Annotated in this window: 15 protein-coding genes; 7 read left to right on the top strand and 8 right to left on the bottom strand. The window is 39.9% G+C overall.

Translation table 11 applies throughout. The annotated features are described in order from the left end of the window. Nucleotides 1–344: 344 nt before the first annotated feature. Genes PSF42_RS05255 through rlmM form a run of 3 tightly spaced genes read left to right on the top strand, consistent with a single transcriptional unit; the run spans nucleotide 345 to nucleotide 2,805 of the window. The gene (locus PSF42_RS05255; protein ID WP_102139949.1) at nucleotides 345–1,286 is read left to right on the top strand and encodes a transcriptional regulator GcvA; all 942 of its coding nucleotides are present in this window, start codon (nucleotides 345–347) and stop codon (nucleotides 1,284–1,286) included. 27 nt (nucleotides 1,287–1,313) lie between these two features. After that, nucleotides 1,314–1,709 carry a DUF423 domain-containing protein gene (locus PSF42_RS05250; RefSeq protein ID WP_125890300.1) on the top strand — a complete coding sequence of 132 codons (396 nt, stop codon included), beginning with the start codon at nucleotides 1,314–1,316 and terminating at the stop codon, nucleotides 1,707–1,709. After that, nucleotides 1,702–2,805 (top strand): 23S rRNA (cytidine(2498)-2'-O)-methyltransferase RlmM, encoded by a 1,104-nt coding sequence (gene rlmM / locus PSF42_RS05245; RefSeq protein WP_125890299.1) that lies wholly within the window; start codon nucleotides 1,702–1,704, stop codon nucleotides 2,803–2,805. The genes PSF42_RS05250 and rlmM overlap by 8 nt, the downstream gene beginning before the upstream one ends. Nucleotides 2,806–2,860: 55 nt before the next feature. Here the strand turns inward: rlmM and xni are convergent, their stop codons facing one another. From xni to queF, 3 genes are all read right to left on the bottom strand, one after another. Continuing rightward, entirely contained in the window at nucleotides 2,861–3,616 is a 756-nt protein-coding gene (xni, locus tag PSF42_RS05240; RefSeq protein WP_272679575.1) for a flap endonuclease Xni, read from the bottom strand. Nucleotides 3,617–3,633: 17 nt separating this feature from the next. Then, nucleotides 3,634–5,001, bottom strand: a complete 1,368-nt coding sequence (ppnN, locus tag PSF42_RS05235; protein WP_102139946.1) for a nucleotide 5'-monophosphate nucleosidase PpnN — start codon at nucleotides 4,999–5,001, stop codon at nucleotides 3,634–3,636. 84 nt (nucleotides 5,002–5,085) lie between these two features. Further along, entirely contained in the window at nucleotides 5,086–5,931 is an 846-nt protein-coding gene (queF, locus tag PSF42_RS05230) for an NADPH-dependent 7-cyano-7-deazaguanine reductase QueF (RefSeq protein WP_272679574.1), read from the bottom strand. Nucleotides 5,932–6,078: 147 nt separating this feature from the next. Here queF and syd point away from each other — a divergent pair, with 147 nt between their 5' ends. Next, entirely contained in the window at nucleotides 6,079–6,639 is a 561-nt protein-coding gene (gene syd, locus PSF42_RS05225; RefSeq protein ID WP_125890296.1) for a SecY-interacting protein, read from the top strand. Between the two features lie 476 nt (nucleotides 6,640–7,115). Here the strand turns inward: syd and PSF42_RS05220 are convergent, their stop codons facing one another. Then, nucleotides 7,116–8,012 carry a DUF535 family protein gene (locus PSF42_RS05220; protein WP_272679573.1) on the bottom strand — a complete coding sequence of 299 codons (897 nt, stop codon included), beginning with the start codon at nucleotides 8,010–8,012 and terminating at the stop codon, nucleotides 7,116–7,118. 252 nt (nucleotides 8,013–8,264) lie between these two features. Here PSF42_RS05220 and PSF42_RS05215 point away from each other — a divergent pair, with 252 nt between their 5' ends. The 3 genes from PSF42_RS05215 to PSF42_RS05205 are packed head-to-tail and all read left to right on the top strand — an operon-like array spanning nucleotide 8,265 to nucleotide 9,840. Next, nucleotides 8,265–8,600, top strand: a complete 336-nt coding sequence (locus PSF42_RS05215; protein ID WP_125890295.1) for a YqcC family protein — start codon at nucleotides 8,265–8,267, stop codon at nucleotides 8,598–8,600. 7 nt (nucleotides 8,601–8,607) lie between these two features. Then, a complete protein-coding gene (truC, locus tag PSF42_RS05210) occupies nucleotides 8,608–9,366 on the top strand; it encodes a tRNA pseudouridine(65) synthase TruC (RefSeq protein ID WP_272679572.1) in 759 nt (252 codons plus the stop codon). A 21-nt stretch (nucleotides 9,367–9,387) separates the two neighbouring features. Continuing rightward, complete coding sequence (locus tag PSF42_RS05205) at nucleotides 9,388–9,840, top strand: flavodoxin (RefSeq protein ID WP_248466938.1); 453 nt, start codon at nucleotides 9,388–9,390, stop codon at nucleotides 9,838–9,840. Nucleotides 9,841–9,926: 86 nt separating this feature from the next. On the opposite strand, the gene PSF42_RS05200 is transcribed toward PSF42_RS05205, so the two are convergent. The 4 genes from PSF42_RS05200 to map form a co-directional block, all read right to left on the bottom strand. Continuing rightward, entirely contained in the window at nucleotides 9,927–10,307 is a 381-nt protein-coding gene (locus PSF42_RS05200; RefSeq protein WP_004908747.1) for a DUF3461 family protein, read from the bottom strand. Between the two features lie 420 nt (nucleotides 10,308–10,727). After that, the gene (gene dapD, locus PSF42_RS05195; RefSeq protein ID WP_213913025.1) at nucleotides 10,728–11,555 is read right to left on the bottom strand and encodes a 2,3,4,5-tetrahydropyridine-2,6-dicarboxylate N-succinyltransferase; all 828 of its coding nucleotides are present in this window, start codon (nucleotides 11,553–11,555) and stop codon (nucleotides 10,728–10,730) included. Nucleotides 11,556–11,617: 62 nt separating this feature from the next. Continuing rightward, nucleotides 11,618–14,254: a bifunctional uridylyltransferase/uridylyl-removing protein GlnD gene (glnD, locus tag PSF42_RS05190; protein WP_272679571.1), complete on the bottom strand. Its 2,637-nt coding sequence runs from the start codon at nucleotides 14,252–14,254 to the stop codon at nucleotides 11,618–11,620. Between the two features lie 108 nt (nucleotides 14,255–14,362). Next, the gene (gene map, locus PSF42_RS05185) at nucleotides 14,363–15,160 is read right to left on the bottom strand and encodes a type I methionyl aminopeptidase (protein ID WP_166264459.1); all 798 of its coding nucleotides are present in this window, start codon (nucleotides 15,158–15,160) and stop codon (nucleotides 14,363–14,365) included. Nucleotides 15,161–15,645 lie beyond the last annotated feature (485 nt).

Here is a 15,645-nt window from a genome sequence, read left to right as displayed (position 1 = left end):
AAATACCGAAATGACATTAAAAAAAGAGTAAAAAAAGAGTAAAAAAAAGCACCGCGTGTTGGCGGTGCACTATATAAAATCACTATGGACAGACAGGGTAAATGTACAGGAAGTGAAAAAACAGTAGCTAAAGCTACAAAGGTCTGGTTCAACCAGACAACTTGCAAACACAACATCACAACCACAAAGCCAAAAGTTTCAAAGTAACTAAACTCTGTAACTTTTCGTTCCGGCTTAGGAAGTGTGCATACTATAGGTATTTACTAGCGTATCCTCAAGGGACAAATTATAATGCTTCGGATGAAAAAAACTAATGCATAACAAGATGCCAAGTAGAAGTGATTATGTCTAAAAGATTACCGCCCCTAAATGCACTGAGAGTCTTTGACGCTGCAGCTCGTCATTTAAGTTTTACTAAGGCAGCAGAAGAATTATTTGTCACTCAAGCGGCCGTTAGCCACCAAATGAAAAGTTTGGAGGATTTCCTTGGGTTGAAATTATTTCGTCGACGCAATCGGTCATTGTTGTTGACAGAAGAGGGACAAAGTTATTACCTTGATATTAAAGAAATTTTTTCTTCTTTAAATGAGGCGACACGTAAGCTACAGGCAAGGAGCGCGAAGGGAGCATTAACAGTGAGTTTATCCCCAAGTTTTGCGATTCAGTGGCTGGTACCAAGGCTTTCAGGCTTTAACCAGGCCTATCCAGGAATTGATGTGCGGATCCAAGCTGTAGATAGAGAAGAAGATAAATTGGCAGATGACGTTGATGTCGCTATTTTCTACGGTAAGGGTAATTGGCCAGGATTAAGAACAGATAGGCTTTATGCTGAATATTTAATGCCAGTCTGTTCACCATCTTTATTAACTGGGGATAGCCAACTAAAAGTTCCTGAAGATCTAGCAAAACATACGTTACTTCACGATTCTTCACGAAGAGACTGGCAAGCATATGTTAAGCAACTAGAGTTACAAAATGTAGTCAATGTACAGCAAGGCCCTATTTTTAGTCATAGTGCTATGGTGATTCAAGCTGCTGTTCATGGTCAGGGGGTTGCATTAACGAATAATGTTATGGCCAAAAATGAAATTGACGCAGGGCGCTTAGTTTGTCCCTTTAGTGAGGTATTAGTTAGTAAAAACGCTTTCTACCTAGTTTGCCAAGAAAATCAGGCAGATTTAGGAAAAATAGCTGCATTTCGCCAATGGATCCTTGGGCAGGCAGCAAGTGAACAAGAGAAATTAGGCTTTATTACGGGTGACCAAGATGTGGCGCTTATTCAGTAATCAAGTATTTAAATAAAAGGTGTTACTGTGAATAGTCGTTTGATGTTAATTTTCGCTGGAATTAGTGGCTTCTTTACTGTGGCTTTCGGAGCTATTGGTTCGCATGCGTTATCGTCAATTATGAGTGTCCATCAAATGGACTGGATTGAAATAGGGCTACGTTATCAAATGCTGCATACTGTAGCACTGATGGTGCTTGGGGCTGTTTTATTACGTAAAATTATCCTATGGTTCTATTGGTCAGGTGTGTTTTTCTCTGTTGGAATACTTCTTTTTAGCGGTAGCCTTTATTGTATGGCACTATTGCAGGTAAAATACTTCTCTTATTTTACGCCAATAGGTGGTGTATGTTTCCTAATTGGTTGGCTGTTAGTGGTTATTGGCGCTATGCGTCTAAGGAAATCGGCGTCACGCAATGAGTAATAAAATTGCACTATATTGCCGTCCAGGCTTTGAAAAAGAATGTGCAGCAGAGATTACAGATAAAGCAGGGCAAAAAGAGATTTATGGTTTTGCCCGCGTAAAAGAAAATAGTGGTTATGTTATTTTTGAGTGTTATCAAGCAGAAGATGCCGACACACTCGCACGGACGTTGCCTTTTCGAGAATTAATTTTTGCTCGTCAAATGATTGTAATAGGAGACTTACTTAAGGACTTACCGCCTGAAGACCGTATTACTCCGATTGTAAATGCATTGAGTCAGCAAGTTGCGCGGGCAGGTGATATCCGTGTTGAAGTTGCTGATACCAACGAATCGAAAGAGCTGCTGAAATTTTGCCGTAAGTTTACGGTACCTTTGCGTAATGCATTACGCAAAGAAAAAATCTTATTGCCACTCGAAAACTTTAAGCGGCCCGTTATTCATGTGTTCTTTATTGCCCCAGGTTGTTGCTATACCGGGTATTCATATACCAATAATAGTTCAAATTTCTATATGGGGATCCCAAGGTTAAAATTCCCATCGGATGCGCCGAGCCGTTCAACCTTAAAACTTGAGGAAGCTTTCCATGTCTTTATTCCTTATGAAGAGTGGGAAGAGCGTTTAGCGAGCGGAATGAAAGCAGTCGATCTTGGTGCATGTCCAGGTGGATGGACTTATCAATTGGTAAAACGTAGTATGATGGTGGATGCTGTAGATAACGGCCCAATGGCGGAAAGCCTTATGGATACAGGGCAAGTTAAGCATCACCGTGAAGATGGGTTTAAATTTAAACCAACGTCTCACAATATTACGTGGTTAGTCTGTGATATGGTCGAAAAACCGGCTAAAGTTGCTGCATTAATGACGGAGTGGCTTGCACAAGGTTGGTGCCGAGAGGCCATTTTTAACTTAAAATTGCCGATGAAAAAGCGCTATGAAGAAGTTTCACATATCTTAGAAAAGATGAAAACACAGCTTAAAGAGCAAGGCGTTAATGTGTTGATTCAAGCGAAACAGCTTTATCATGACCGCGAAGAAGTGACTGTACATGTGATGAGGATATGGTCGGCAAATCCAATGGCACGCGAGTATTATTAATCCATAAAATCAGCTAATAAGAAGGGCCACTAATTAAGTGGCCTTCTTGTATATATTAGTTGGTTCTATAACGTAGCTGATTCAAATTTCCTTGTAACGCGATATCGGTTCTTAAAGTTGCAATATCTCGACAAATCAATGCAATTTCCTGTTGATTGATGAGTTTTTTCTGCCATTTTTCTTCAAGTTTATCTAAATTAGCAAATATATTTTCAATAGAATGGTATTGCTGCAATAGGGTTGTGGCTCTTTTGGGGCCAATACCTGCAACCCCAGGAACCTTACTGCTATTGATCCCTGCGAGTCCCCAATAATCAGGAAGTTGCTCAGGAGAAACACCAAATTCCTTCTCGATAAAGGGGATATCAAGCCAGCGTTTTTGAAAATAGTCACGAATTCTTAAGTTAGGAGAAAGGAGTTGGCAATAACCTTTATCTGTGGACACGATGGTAACCGTATGACCAGAGCCCGCAATGCGTGTTGCTAAGGTTGCGGCTAAGTCATCAGCTTCATCCCCTTCAGACTGCCAGCAGTGAATCCCTTTTTCTTTAAATAAAGCGATTAATGCAGGGAGTTCGGCATGCAAATCTTCAGGCATAGGTTGTCGGCCAGCTTTATAATCAGGCAGTCTTTCATGGCGCCAGCTTTGATGACGTCCTTCTTCATCAAACACAGCGACAATGTGTGTGGCCTCTGTATGGGTGATCAACTGCGCTATTGCAGATAAACAAGTTTCTCCACATGGGCTTCCTTGCACCGCGTGGATCCGGCGTATTAAGTTTAATGCATCAATAATTAATAAATGGATCATAAATACGCCATCATTATTTATTTCACGATTTCATAGCAAGGTTCGTATGCAGTACCACCCGGTAATTTCATACGATGTTGTTCAACGAAGCCTTGTAATAACACATCCATACGCTTCATTAGCTCACTATCACCGTGAATTTTGAATGGGCCATGTTTTTCGATGGCTTTCATACCAACTTCTTTCACGTTACCAGCGACAATACCGGAGAAAGCGCGACGTAAATCTGAAGCCAATTTTTCAGGTGCTTGTCCTGGGTGTAGGTTCAGTGACGCCATATTTTCATGCGTTGGTTCGAATGGATGCTGTAAATCGTGAGCAATTTTGATTGACCAGTTGAAGCTATAGGCATCACCAGTGCTACGGCGATTTTCTTTAACTTGTGGCATGCTACGTTTCATCACACGAGCAACTTCTGGAGCATCATCAATAATAATTTGGTAATGCTTGCTGGCTTCATCACCTAAAGTGTGACGAATAAAATCGTCTAATACTTCAAAGTATTCAGCACTTTCTTTTGGACCCGTTAAAATCAATGGCAGAACTTGTTCACTGTTAGCTGGATCCATCAAGATACCAAGTAAATAAAGCAACTCTTCAGCTGTACCGACACCGCCAGGGAAGATAATAATCCCATGACCTAATCGAACGAATGCCTCTAAACGTTTTTCGATATCAGGCATAATGATGAGCTCGTTCACTAATGGGTTTGGTGGCTCAGCCGCAATAATTGAAGGTTCAGTTAAGCCGATAAAACGGCTATTTTTGTATTGTTGTTGGGCATGGCCAACAGCAGCACCTTTCATTGGTGCTTCCATAGCTCCGGGACCACAACCTGTACAGATATTGAGTTCACGTAAGCCAAGTTCGTTACCGACCTTACGACCATATAGGTATTCAATTTCATTAATTGAGTGGCCACCCCAGCAAACAATCATACTTGGGTCTTCATCAATGTGCAGTGCGCGAGCATTACGCAAGATGGAGAAAATCATGTTGGTGATGTGGGTGCCATTTTCGAGGTCTAGATTAAATCGCTCTTTGGCATGTGTAATTTGCGCATGTACGAATAAAATGTCACGTAATACGGCAAACAGGTTTGCTTGTAAGGTGCGGATGATTTTACCATCAACGAAGGCTTTTTCTGGTGGCTCGATAAGTTCGAGCTTAACGCCGCGCTCACGACGTAATACGTTGATATCAAAATCTTTACTTTTTTCTAAAAGCTCTTTACTGCTATCGGTTAAGCTGCCTGAATGCAAAACGGCTAAAGAGCAATTCCTAAATAATTGGTACAAATCGCTACTGGCCGTGCGTTTTAGCATATCAACTTCAAGTTGAGAGAGTAGATCCATAGATCCTAATGGACTGATATGAGTAATCAAGTAGTACTCCTTTACCCAATGGGTTCTTGATATGTGATTGTACTGTAAATGCATTAATTACATTTATTTTTCAACTGTATACATTTATTGCCGTGATAAGCGACCTAATTCAGGCTTAAATTCTTCATTACTACGCCATGGGTTTATATCAAGCCCTCCGCGGCGAGTATAGCGTGCGTAAACACTGAGTTTTTCAGGTTTACACAATTGCATAATGTCAGTGAAAATGCGTTCAACGCACTGTTCGTGAAATTCATTATGATGACGAAATGAAACTAAATAACGCAATAAAGCTTCGCGATCAATTTTTGGCCCACGATAGTGGATTTGCACAGAGCCCCAGTCAGGTTGGTTGGTTATTAAGCAGTTTGATTTTAATAAATGGCTCACTAACGTTTCGTCGACAACCTGTTGCTGGGTACAATTCGCCAAATAGTTTCGATTAAACTCATAATTATCAATATCAATTTCTTGCTCATCAATACATTCGCCAAGTAATGGCTGGATAGGTTGATGAGAAAAATGGGCTAATTTATGGAGTGTAACGCTTACTTGGCCATTAGCACAGTGGCTTAAATCATTTTGCAAAGCGCTTCGCACATTTTCCCAAGTTTCAAAACGTGTTTGGTTAAAACTGTTTAGATAAAGCTTAAAACTTTTTGATTCAATTAAATTTTCGCTATTTGCATCAACACTAACCGAACCTATTGCTACCTGAGGAACACCACGCTGATTTAGCCATGAAAGCTCATACATTGTCCAAATATCGGCACCGTGAAACGGAAGCGCCTTAGCGTGAATGGCTAAAGGGTCTCGATTTAAACTACGAGGGACGGCTTGCAATAATGTGGCATCATATCGGTCATGGTACGCCGTTTTCTTCCCAAGTGTTAAATTATTAAGTGCGGGATTATTCTGGTAGTGTGACATAGTGGTCCTTATACTTCATAAACTTAAAATGAGGTTTACAGGTAAAAAATTGGGATGTTTTCTTCATTTGCAAACTTCTGTCATAATACCATTTATCTACTACATTGACGCCTTTCTCTTTAAATTGGCTACAAAAAACGCATAACTATGAATACATCACACTCTGTCGCTCTACAAAATTTTACTCACAAATATATTTCTCAGTGGCACCAACAAACGGGTTTACCTCCAGCCTCAACAGATCTCTATGGTGTTCCATCTCCATGTATTGTCCGTACAGGTGAAAACTGGGTTTATTGGGAGTCTCAGCCATTCCCAATAAAGGATGCGAACTTAGACAAAGTCGCGACAGCATTGGAAATCAATTTACAAGATGACATCCATGCTTTTTATACGACACAACTTGCTGGTGATATGAAAGCCACATTTCGAGATATTACGCTGAGTTTAGTGCAGGTATGGAATGAAGATGATTTCATCCGTTTGCAAGAAAATTTAATTGGCCATTTAGTCACTCAGAAGCGCTTAAAACTATCCCCCACGCTGTTCATTGCGACTTTAGAATCAGAGATTGAAATGATTTCAATGTGTAATCTCACGGGGGAAATTATATTAGAAAAATTTGGTAGTCAGGAAAGGCGTGTACTTTCTTCGAATTTAACAAGTTTTCTCGATGAACTAGTGGTTGTCATTGAACCTCAGGGGTAAGTATTTTGAAGTGGTTTTGTGTAAGCAAATGCCTACAATTGAGCTAAGTCATCTCTTAAAAAACGATCTTTATATTGTAATGATAATTATTTAACTTTTAATTTCATGGCGTTACTATCTGGTTTGTGATTTGTAGGTATTTTCACCGTATTATTGTTTATTTTGCTAGGTTGTTTCATTAATACATTTAATGCATTCTTATCTCGCTGGACAGGGTAAACTCGTTTAGCTTTTTATACCTTAATGCTTAATATAAGGTGTAAAAATTGTTTAAAACAAAGCGATGGAACGCGACTAGGTGACGAATCTATAAATTTGTTTTAATCAACAGGATGTTGAATGACGGGAAGTCATTTGCAGGATGCGTAAATTTTAAAGTATGAGCCAGTCAGCTTCGGTTGACTGGCTTTTTTAGTTATGCGTTTATTACAGTAGAGAGGTAGAAAAGTATCAATGGTAATTTAACTTTTTAAAAATCAATGCTTTGCCCTAGTTGAGTTTTCGGTTAACGAGGCAATAATATCTTGGGTCATGGTATCGCGTAGTGCTTCTCGGCGGCGAAATTCAGCACGACGCTGGCTTTTCACTGACTCAATGTCTCGTACTGGTTCTTGAATGGGTAATTGGAACCAACCATCAGGTGTTTTCGTTGCACTACATTCTTGCCAAAACGTATCGTAGCTTGATTTCAAATGCTGGCTCTTAATATGGCACTGGTTTGAAATCCCTAATATTGATTTGGCCTGAAAGAAGGTTGCTACTGCATAAACCGCGGACATTAATAAGTTTTTCGGTCTCATTCCGTGCATCTGCTTAGTTATCAACCTAACTTGGTCGACACTTTGTTCAGTGGAAGGGCCTTGTAAAGAGCACACATACAATTGTCCTTCAGGGCCAAAGGAAAAACTCATTAAATAAATATCGTCACCCGTTTCATTTCTCAAGTGTAAGGTGAGATCACCTTCCCGAGGATATTGAGAATAAATCAATGTTAATTGAGCAAATTCTCCTGATTTTAATTCAATGTTGGCTACAGTAAGCCCTTCGCGCTTAGCACAAAACATCGCTTCAAGCGCTTCGGGTTTAAATGTGGTTTCAATTAAATTTAGCGTGTAGCTGGCAGTTAATAATTTTTGTTTTCCATTCCAATTTTTATGTAGGTATTTATTGATTGGGCGCTCAATGAAGTGAGGAACGCCTTCAATAACGGAAGAAAACTGAGCACTACGGTAGTTTTGACACATAAATTGATAATGCTGATATTGTGACGAAGGTAGCTTTGAAATGCGTATTTTTCTTTTTAATTCAATATAGTTAGAGTTTAAAGCTTTCCAGACTTTATTTTCCTTGCGCCACTGTTTTAGTCGTCCCATAAATAAACCATTTTGCTGTTAATTATTTTATAAGTTCTAAATTGATAAAACATTTAATTTTACATGTGTTATCTGCAACGAAACATAAACAGAATTTATTAAATGAGTTGTTAGCTTAATAGTCGCGATAATAATTATAGATAAGGAAAATGAATCAGCTTGTATTTACTCATTTTTAACCCCATTTATTCGACAGAATTGTTATACAAAATATCGTATATTTGCCATTGCTATTACTAAATGAGTTTAAGTATGAATATTGAACAACGTATCATTGAGAAGCTTCGTCACTTAGAAGAGGAAATGAAATTAAAATCTCTTTGGAGGGAGCAACCGCCTTTGCCAGACGCTTTTAATAGTGTAGAGCCTTTTTGTATTGACACGATGGAGGCGATAGAGTGGCTACAGTGGATTTTGATCCCCCGCCTGCAAATGTTAATTGAGCAAGGGGCGACGCTGCCAACTAATTTTGCGGTTGCTCCTTATTTTGAAGAAGCTTATAAGCATGATGAAGAAGAACAATACACCCTAATTATTGATTATTTGCGTGAATTAGATGGTTTTTTCTCAACAAAGACCCACGGGTAATTTATTGATGCTGGAAATTATTTATCACGATGAGTATATGGTGGCTGTGAATAAGCCCGCGGGGATGCTAGTGCATCGCAGTTGGCTGGACAGTAAAGAAACCGTCTTTGTGATGCAAACATTACGTGACCAAATTGGCCAGTATGTTTATCCCATTCATCGCTTAGATAGGCCAACCTCAGGTATATTACTTTTTGCATTATCGAGTGAGGTTGCAAGGCTGTTGTCGGCTCAATTTGAAAACCATCAGTTAGAAAAAGTGTATCATGCCATTGTTCGTGGCTATTTAACTGAAGAGCAAACCATCGATTATCCGTTGTTAGAAGAGTTAGATAAAATTGCGGATAAGCATGCATCACGTGAGCCTGTTTTGCAGGAGTGTGTTACCCACTGTAAACCGATAGCAACAGTTGAATGTCCCATTGCGATTGGGCGATATGAAACATCAAGATTTAGTTTGGTTGAATTAAAACCTGAAACTGGTCGTAAACATCAATTGAGAAGGCATATGTCTCACCTTCGCCATCCTATTATTGGAGATAGTAAGCATGGCGACTTACGCCAAAATAGAGGCGTGAATACGCATTTTTCAGTATCGCGCTTGATGTTACATGCCAGCGTATTAAATTTAAACCATCCAATAACAAAAGAAAATATATCGTTGGTTGCCACATGGGATACACAATGGTTGTCATTAATTGAGCAATTTGGATGGTCAGGCAAAGTTGAAAAATTAGGGATAAACGTTATTAACTCATCAAGTTAACTATAAAATAGAGGGAAAGTTATGTCAAAAATAGGCATTTTTGTTGGAACTGTCTACGGTAACTCTTTAGCTGTTGCAGAAACAGCACAAGAAATTTTAGAGCAGCTAGGGCATGAAGTGGTTGTTTTTGATGAGCCCACCTTGAACGATTGGCAACTTTATAATTCAGGCAATGAAATTGCGCTTATTGTTACCTCGTCGACAGGGCAAGGGGATTTACCGGACACTATCGCTCCGTTATATAGTGAAATCAAAGATGTTGTCGGTTATCAACCTGACTTGCGTTATGGCTTAATTGCTTTAGGTGATAGCAGCTATGAAAGCTTTTGTGGGGCCGGTATTCGTTTTGATGAGTTGTTAGCTGAACAATCAGCGACCCGTATTGGTGATATTTTATTTATTGATGCAATTGAGGTGGATGTTCCTGAGGAGTTTGCTAAGCCTTGGGTTGAAGCGTGGGCAGAGCTGCTCTAAAAAATGTCTGCACCGTAGTATTACCTATATTAATGATAAATATTGGCAGTGCTACGGCGCAGTAAATTAATCATTTCACCTGTAAATTATTTACGGGTCAGTTTTTCTAGATCCGCTTCAATTTCTGCGATCTTATTTGAAACCACGTGTTCAAGATGGCGTAAGTCATCAAGAATTTTGTGTTTTAAATCAATATCAGTTTGATCTGTTTGGCAAATTTGGTCTAGTTCTTCGATGGCATAACGCAGGTTAGTGTTAATTTCATTAATTTCTTTGAAATTATTATTACCGTCAGCAATAGTTTTACGCTGGCGTGGGTATTTGAATTTTACACTTTTAGCGAAAAACTCACCTTTATCTTTGCGAAAATATATTTTTAAAATGTCATTATTCGCTTCTTGGCGTAAGGTGTAGCGGTCGATGTCTTGAGGGTTACTGATGCCTAAACTTTTCAAATTATCGTACATGTTAGCTCGCTTTACTGTAGAGACAGAGTCGGTAAACAAAGTGATAGTGTGAGCAGGCCGTAACAATATCGGTCTATTTCTCGTTAATAAGTTATCTATTCCACTCGTTTGGATGATAGATAGAATGATGTTATTACACAAACAGCATCATTATAATGAAAAATAAAATAATACAGTTTTATTAAAGGTAAACGGCAAAAGCCACGGATATATTATGCGCGATTTGTAGAAATTGACAAACTTCTCTTTGCAATTAATGCGCTAATATTAAAAGGTAACACTGATATGGCCACCCGAGTTGCATACGGGGGTATGCGATTCGGGATAGCTTTGGTTTTTTAACCTAATTACCGTCGCTCACTATAAAAGCTTATTATAAAAAAACAGTAACAGGTTTGGCGTGAGATTATAAAGGGTTAACTATTCATCAATGGTTCGTAATAATTCATTAATGCCTACTTTACCGCGGGTTTTTTCATCGACTTTCTTGACAATGACTGCACAATACAGGCTATAACGACCATCTTTAGATGGTAGATTACCCGAAACAACTACGGAGCCAGCAGGGACTCGGCCATAATGGATTTCACCTGTTTCACGGTCATAGATTTTGGTGCTTTGCCCCAAATAAACGCCCATTGAAATGACGGAGCCCTCTTCAACAATTACCCCTTCAACGACTTCAGAACGAGCACCAATAAAGCAATTGTCTTCAATAATCGTTGGGTTGGCTTGTAATGGTTCGAGTACACCACCGATCCCTACACCACCAGATAAATGCACGTTTTTACCAATCTGTGCACATGAGCCAACGGTTGCCCACGTATCCACCATCGAGCCCTCATCAACGTAGGCACCAATGTTGACATATGACGGCATTAATACGCTATTTTTAGCAATATAAGCGCCTTTACGTACCGCGGCAGGGGGAACAACTCGGAAGCCTTCTTTCTCGAAGCGAGCTTGGTCATAATCTGCAAATTTCATCGGGACTTTATCGAAATAACGGCTTTCTGCACCGTCAATGACTTGGTTATCTTGAATGCGAAATGATAATAAAACTGCTTTTTTCAGCCATTGGTGGGTAACCCAAACACCAGCAATTTTTTCAGCGACACGTAATTTTCCGTTGTCGAGTAATGCTATGGTATCTAGCACGGCTTGCTTTACCGAACTTGATACGGTATTTGGTGTGATATTGGCTCGCTCTTCGAACGCTTGTTCAATGATCGCTTGTAAATGCTGCATTGATTGTATTTTCCTCTTAAATGACCTAAAAGTGAACGTTCACCATAAAAATGTGATGGACGCTATATTTTATCCTTCGATTTTAGGGTTTCTGTCAACCTTTCTGATAACTCTTGTTGCATATTTTTAGTCAAGGCCTTGTGATCTTTATCTGCTAAGACAAAGAAATCTTCTACTTTTTCGCCAATTGTCGTGATGCGTGCGCCATATAGCGAAATTTCCATTTGCGCAAAAATATGACCGATACGAGCCAATAACCCCGGTTGATCCAAAGCGAACAGCTCCATATAAGTGCGACGTTCGTTAGTGGAATGCAGGAAATTCACTTTTGTTGGCACAGTAAAGTGACGTAATTTTGACGGTAAGGTACGTGGCTTAGGCAGTGAAATTTCAGGTTGCTGTACGGCTAATAACAACATTTTTCGGATATGGTCGTATCTGTCTTTGGATAGAGGGCTACCGTTAGGTTCCAGTACGATGAAGGTATCCATGGCCATATTGTCTTTATTGGTGAAAATTTGAGCGCTATGAATGCTTAAATTTCGCCGATCTAATTCGCTGGCAACAGCTGCAAATAAATGGGGTTTATCATGGCACCAAATAAAAATTTCGGTTCCGCCATGCTTAGGTTGCGTGCTGATTAACACCAATGGCTGGCTCAAGTCGTGGGCCAGTAAGTGCTTAGCATGCCATGCTAATTGGGATGGCGTATGACGTAAAAAATAATCAGCATGGCAGCGAGACCATAAGTTTTGTAGTTTCTCTTCATCGATGGATGATTGGCGCAGTAATGATAAAGCTTGATAACGGTGATGACGAATGCGTTCGCGTAAGTCAGGGGTACTTTGCATGCCTTGATTTAACTGGTGTTCTGTCGATAAAAATAGCTCACGAATTAAACTTTGTTTCCAGCTATTCCATAGCGTGCTATTTGTGGCACAAATATCTGCAACTGTTAAACACATCAAGTAGTTAAGCCGTGAAACAGTTTTAACTTCTCCTGCAAATTGCTTGATAATATCAGGGTCCTGAATATCTCGTCGTTGAGCTGTCACTGACATTAATAAGTGATTTTTTACCAACCAGGAAGCCAATTCAGCTTCTTTGACAGAAAAATCATGCAGTAAGGCGAAATCATAAACAAACTCAGAGCCGAGATCAGAGTGATCCCCTGAGCGGCCTTTAGCGATATCATGGAAAATCGCAGCTAATCGTAAAAGTTCGGGATGCAATAACTTGGGGTAAACACTGACACAAAGAGGGTGATCTCGGCGGTTTTCTTCTAATGTAAAACTATCAATTTTTTGCAGTACGCGGATCGTGTGTTCATCAACGGTATACGCATGAAATAGGTCGAATTGCATTTGACCAACGATATTGCCCCATAATGGTGTGTAGGCACTTAATACACTGTGAAGGTGCATAGGGACAAAAGCCCCTTTGATTGCTCTGGGATGGCGTAAAATTTTAATAAACAGTTTTCGGGCTTCAGGGATTTCGCATAGTGGCACTGAAAGGTTGCGGCGTGCATAACGAAGCTGACGCAATGTGGTGGAATAGATCCCTGTAATATTTGGATAGCGAGCCATTTGATAAAACATTTTTAAAATGGCGGCTGGCTGCTTAATAAATAACTCTTCATCAATAACGTCAATCAATGACCCGCGTAATTGGAATAGTGAATCAATAGTGCGGGGCTTTTCGTTGGGGTTAAGTGTTAAAATAGCTTCATCAAATAACTGCAATAACATTTGATTAAGTTCTCGAACACGGCGAGTGACGCGATAGAAATCTTTCATCATCCGTTCAACGGGTTGGTTTTTTTCGCCTTCATAACCCAATAAGCGAGCCACACTAAACTGGCGGTCAAATAGCAGGCGATTATCATGGCGTTTCACCACTAAATGGAGTGCAAAGCGAATTTTCCATAAAAACATTAAGCACTCTTTGAGTTCTTGGCGCTCTTCTTCAGTGAGAAAGCCAAAGCCTACCATTTCATCGACGGTAGTTGCACCAAAATGGCGTCGTCCGACCCACAGTAAGGTATGGATATCTCGCAATCCCCCAGGGCTACTTTTAATATCAGGTTCTAAATTATAGCTGGTGCTATGGAAGCGTTGATGACGCTCTTGTTGCTCTTCAATTTTTGCGGCAAAAAAGACGGCAGAAGGCCAAAAATCATCGCTAAAAATGGTTTTTTGTAATTGTAAAAACAGAGTGACATCACCACAAATTAACCGTGATTCAATGAGGTTAGTTGCGGTGGTTAGATCCGCATTTCCGGCTTCAATACATTCAGCAAGGGAACGAACACTGTGGCCGATATCAAACCGCAAATCCCACAAGAGCGTGATAAATTGCCCTATTTCGCTAGCGATGTGTTCTGGAAGGGGGTTTTTACTTAAAACTAAAATATCAATGTCAGAAAGTGGATGTAGTTCATGGCGCCCATAACCCCCAACGGCGATCAGTGACATATCGGGCTGCTTATCAAATTTAAAAGATTGCCATAATCGAGTTAGTAACGCATCAAGGTAATCACTTCGCAAGTGAATAAGATCGGCAACATTTTTACCTTGGTTGAAAGCCTCTTCCAACCATTGGTCGAAATCATCGACATGTTGTCTTAATGAATTCAATTCGAGGTCATGAGGACTAAATTGATTCGGAGATAGGTAGGAAGCTGAATTGGCTGTCATCTTTATCTTTCCGTATTGATAGCAATAGGGGTTAGCTACCAGCTTACGGTTTTTTGATAAAAATGAACAGAGGTAGAGCCTTCGATTAAAAAGGCTCTAAGAAGAAGATTATTCGTTAACTAATACCGCAGAGATAAAGGGCTCTTCTTCTTTACGGAGTGTGAGTATTTCACAGCCGTTATCTGTTACGACTAATGTGTGCTCATATTGCGCTGACCAACCGCGGTCTTTGGTTTTAACTGTCCAGCCATCTTTCATGGTACGAATGCGGTGATCACCCGTGTTGACCATTGGCTCAATGGTAAAAGTCATCCCTTTTTGCAGGACTACGCCACTGTCATCAGCGTCATAGTGCAGAACTTGTGGCTCTTCATGGAAACCTTGCCCAATGCCGTGGCCGCAATATTCACGCACAACCGAGAAATCTTGTTTTTCGACAAATTCTTGAATTGCTTTGCCCAGGGTACGTAAGCGAATACCTGGTTTAACCATACGGATAGCTAAATACAAGCTGTCTAGGGTGACTTGGCAAAGGCGTTCGCCTTGAATTGTCGGTTTACCAACGATAAACATTTTGGAGGTATCGCCATGGAAACCCTCTTTAATAACAGTGACATCGATATTGACAATATCGCCATCTTTCAAAATTTTATCGTCGCTAGGAATACCGTGGCAGATGACATCATTGACGGAAATACAAACAGATTTAGGAAAACCGTGATAATCCAAACATGCAGGGATAGCTTTCTGCACATCAACAATGTGTTGATGACATAGGCGGTCTAATTCACCCGTACTAACTCCCGGCACAACGTGCGGAGCAATCATTTCTAACACTTCTGCTGCTAAGCGGCCAGCAACACGCATTTTCTGAATATCTTCTTCAGTTTTGATAATAATAGCCATGAATTTAGTCCATTCATGCCAACATTGAATTTGATGGCATGTTAAAAAAGAGGGGGAAAATAGGTAGCCCATTTTACATCGATAAGATATATGGTAACAGCCACCGCATTTTCTGCCAACTAGCTATCGAGCGGATCCGAAAGTCGAAGTCACTTTATAGTAGATAAGGAACGGTACGGAGTTTGTTCATTTTGAGCTTTTAATAGCACAAAATGCAAAATAATCACGAAGGCCATTGAGAATGGCATAATAAAAATAAGGCTTTTTTATCTTGTCAAAAAGTGACTATAATTAGCCTGAGTGATGGTTAAATATTGCTCAGGCGAATCGCTTTAAATTAAATCCATTTTTAGGCATTTTTGTGAACGAAAAAAACAACAAAAGTTGGCTTCTAAGTTGGTTTTATGGTATAAAGCGCGCCGGCAATCCATATTATTTCTTATCAGCATCATCGAAGTGTCATTTTATGGTATCAAGATGAAGTG

It is taken from the genome of Providencia sp. PROV032 (assembly GCF_028484875.1).
Lineage (GTDB): Bacteria > Pseudomonadota > Gammaproteobacteria > Enterobacterales > Enterobacteriaceae > Providencia > Providencia rettgeri_E.
Note: the sequence above shows the minus strand (reverse complement) of the source record. Positions and strands in the feature narration are given on the sequence as shown.

What these genes read in the sequence shown, in the direction of transcription:
- PSF42_RS05255 (WP_102139949.1), top strand. Translation starts at nt 345, where the DNA reads ATGTCTAAAAGATTACCGCCCCTAAATGCACTGAGAGTCTTTGACGCT.
- rlmM (WP_125890299.1), top strand. Translation starts at nt 1,702, where the DNA reads ATGAGTAATAAAATTGCACTATATTGCCGTCCAGGCTTTGAAAAAGAA.
- xni (WP_272679575.1), bottom strand. Translation starts at nt 3,616, where the DNA reads ATGATCCATTTATTAATTATTGATGCATTAAACTTAATACGCCGGATC.
- queF (WP_272679574.1), bottom strand. Translation starts at nt 5,931, where the DNA reads ATGTCACACTACCAGAATAATCCCGCACTTAATAATTTAACACTTGGG.
- syd (WP_125890296.1), top strand. Translation starts at nt 6,079, where the DNA reads ATGAATACATCACACTCTGTCGCTCTACAAAATTTTACTCACAAATAT.
- PSF42_RS05220 (WP_272679573.1), bottom strand. Translation starts at nt 8,012, where the DNA reads ATGGGACGACTAAAACAGTGGCGCAAGGAAAATAAAGTCTGGAAAGCT.
- PSF42_RS05215 (WP_125890295.1), top strand. Translation starts at nt 8,265, where the DNA reads ATGAATATTGAACAACGTATCATTGAGAAGCTTCGTCACTTAGAAGAG.
- truC (WP_272679572.1), top strand. Translation starts at nt 8,608, where the DNA reads ATGCTGGAAATTATTTATCACGATGAGTATATGGTGGCTGTGAATAAG.
- PSF42_RS05205 (WP_248466938.1), top strand. Translation starts at nt 9,388, where the DNA reads ATGTCAAAAATAGGCATTTTTGTTGGAACTGTCTACGGTAACTCTTTA.
- PSF42_RS05200 (WP_004908747.1), bottom strand. Translation starts at nt 10,307, where the DNA reads ATGTACGATAATTTGAAAAGTTTAGGCATCAGTAACCCTCAAGACATC.
- dapD (WP_213913025.1), bottom strand. Translation starts at nt 11,555, where the DNA reads ATGCAGCATTTACAAGCGATCATTGAACAAGCGTTCGAAGAGCGAGCC.
- glnD (WP_272679571.1), bottom strand. Translation starts at nt 14,254, where the DNA reads ATGACAGCCAATTCAGCTTCCTACCTATCTCCGAATCAATTTAGTCCT.
- map (WP_166264459.1), bottom strand. Translation starts at nt 15,160, where the DNA reads ATGGCTATTATTATCAAAACTGAAGAAGATATTCAGAAAATGCGTGTT.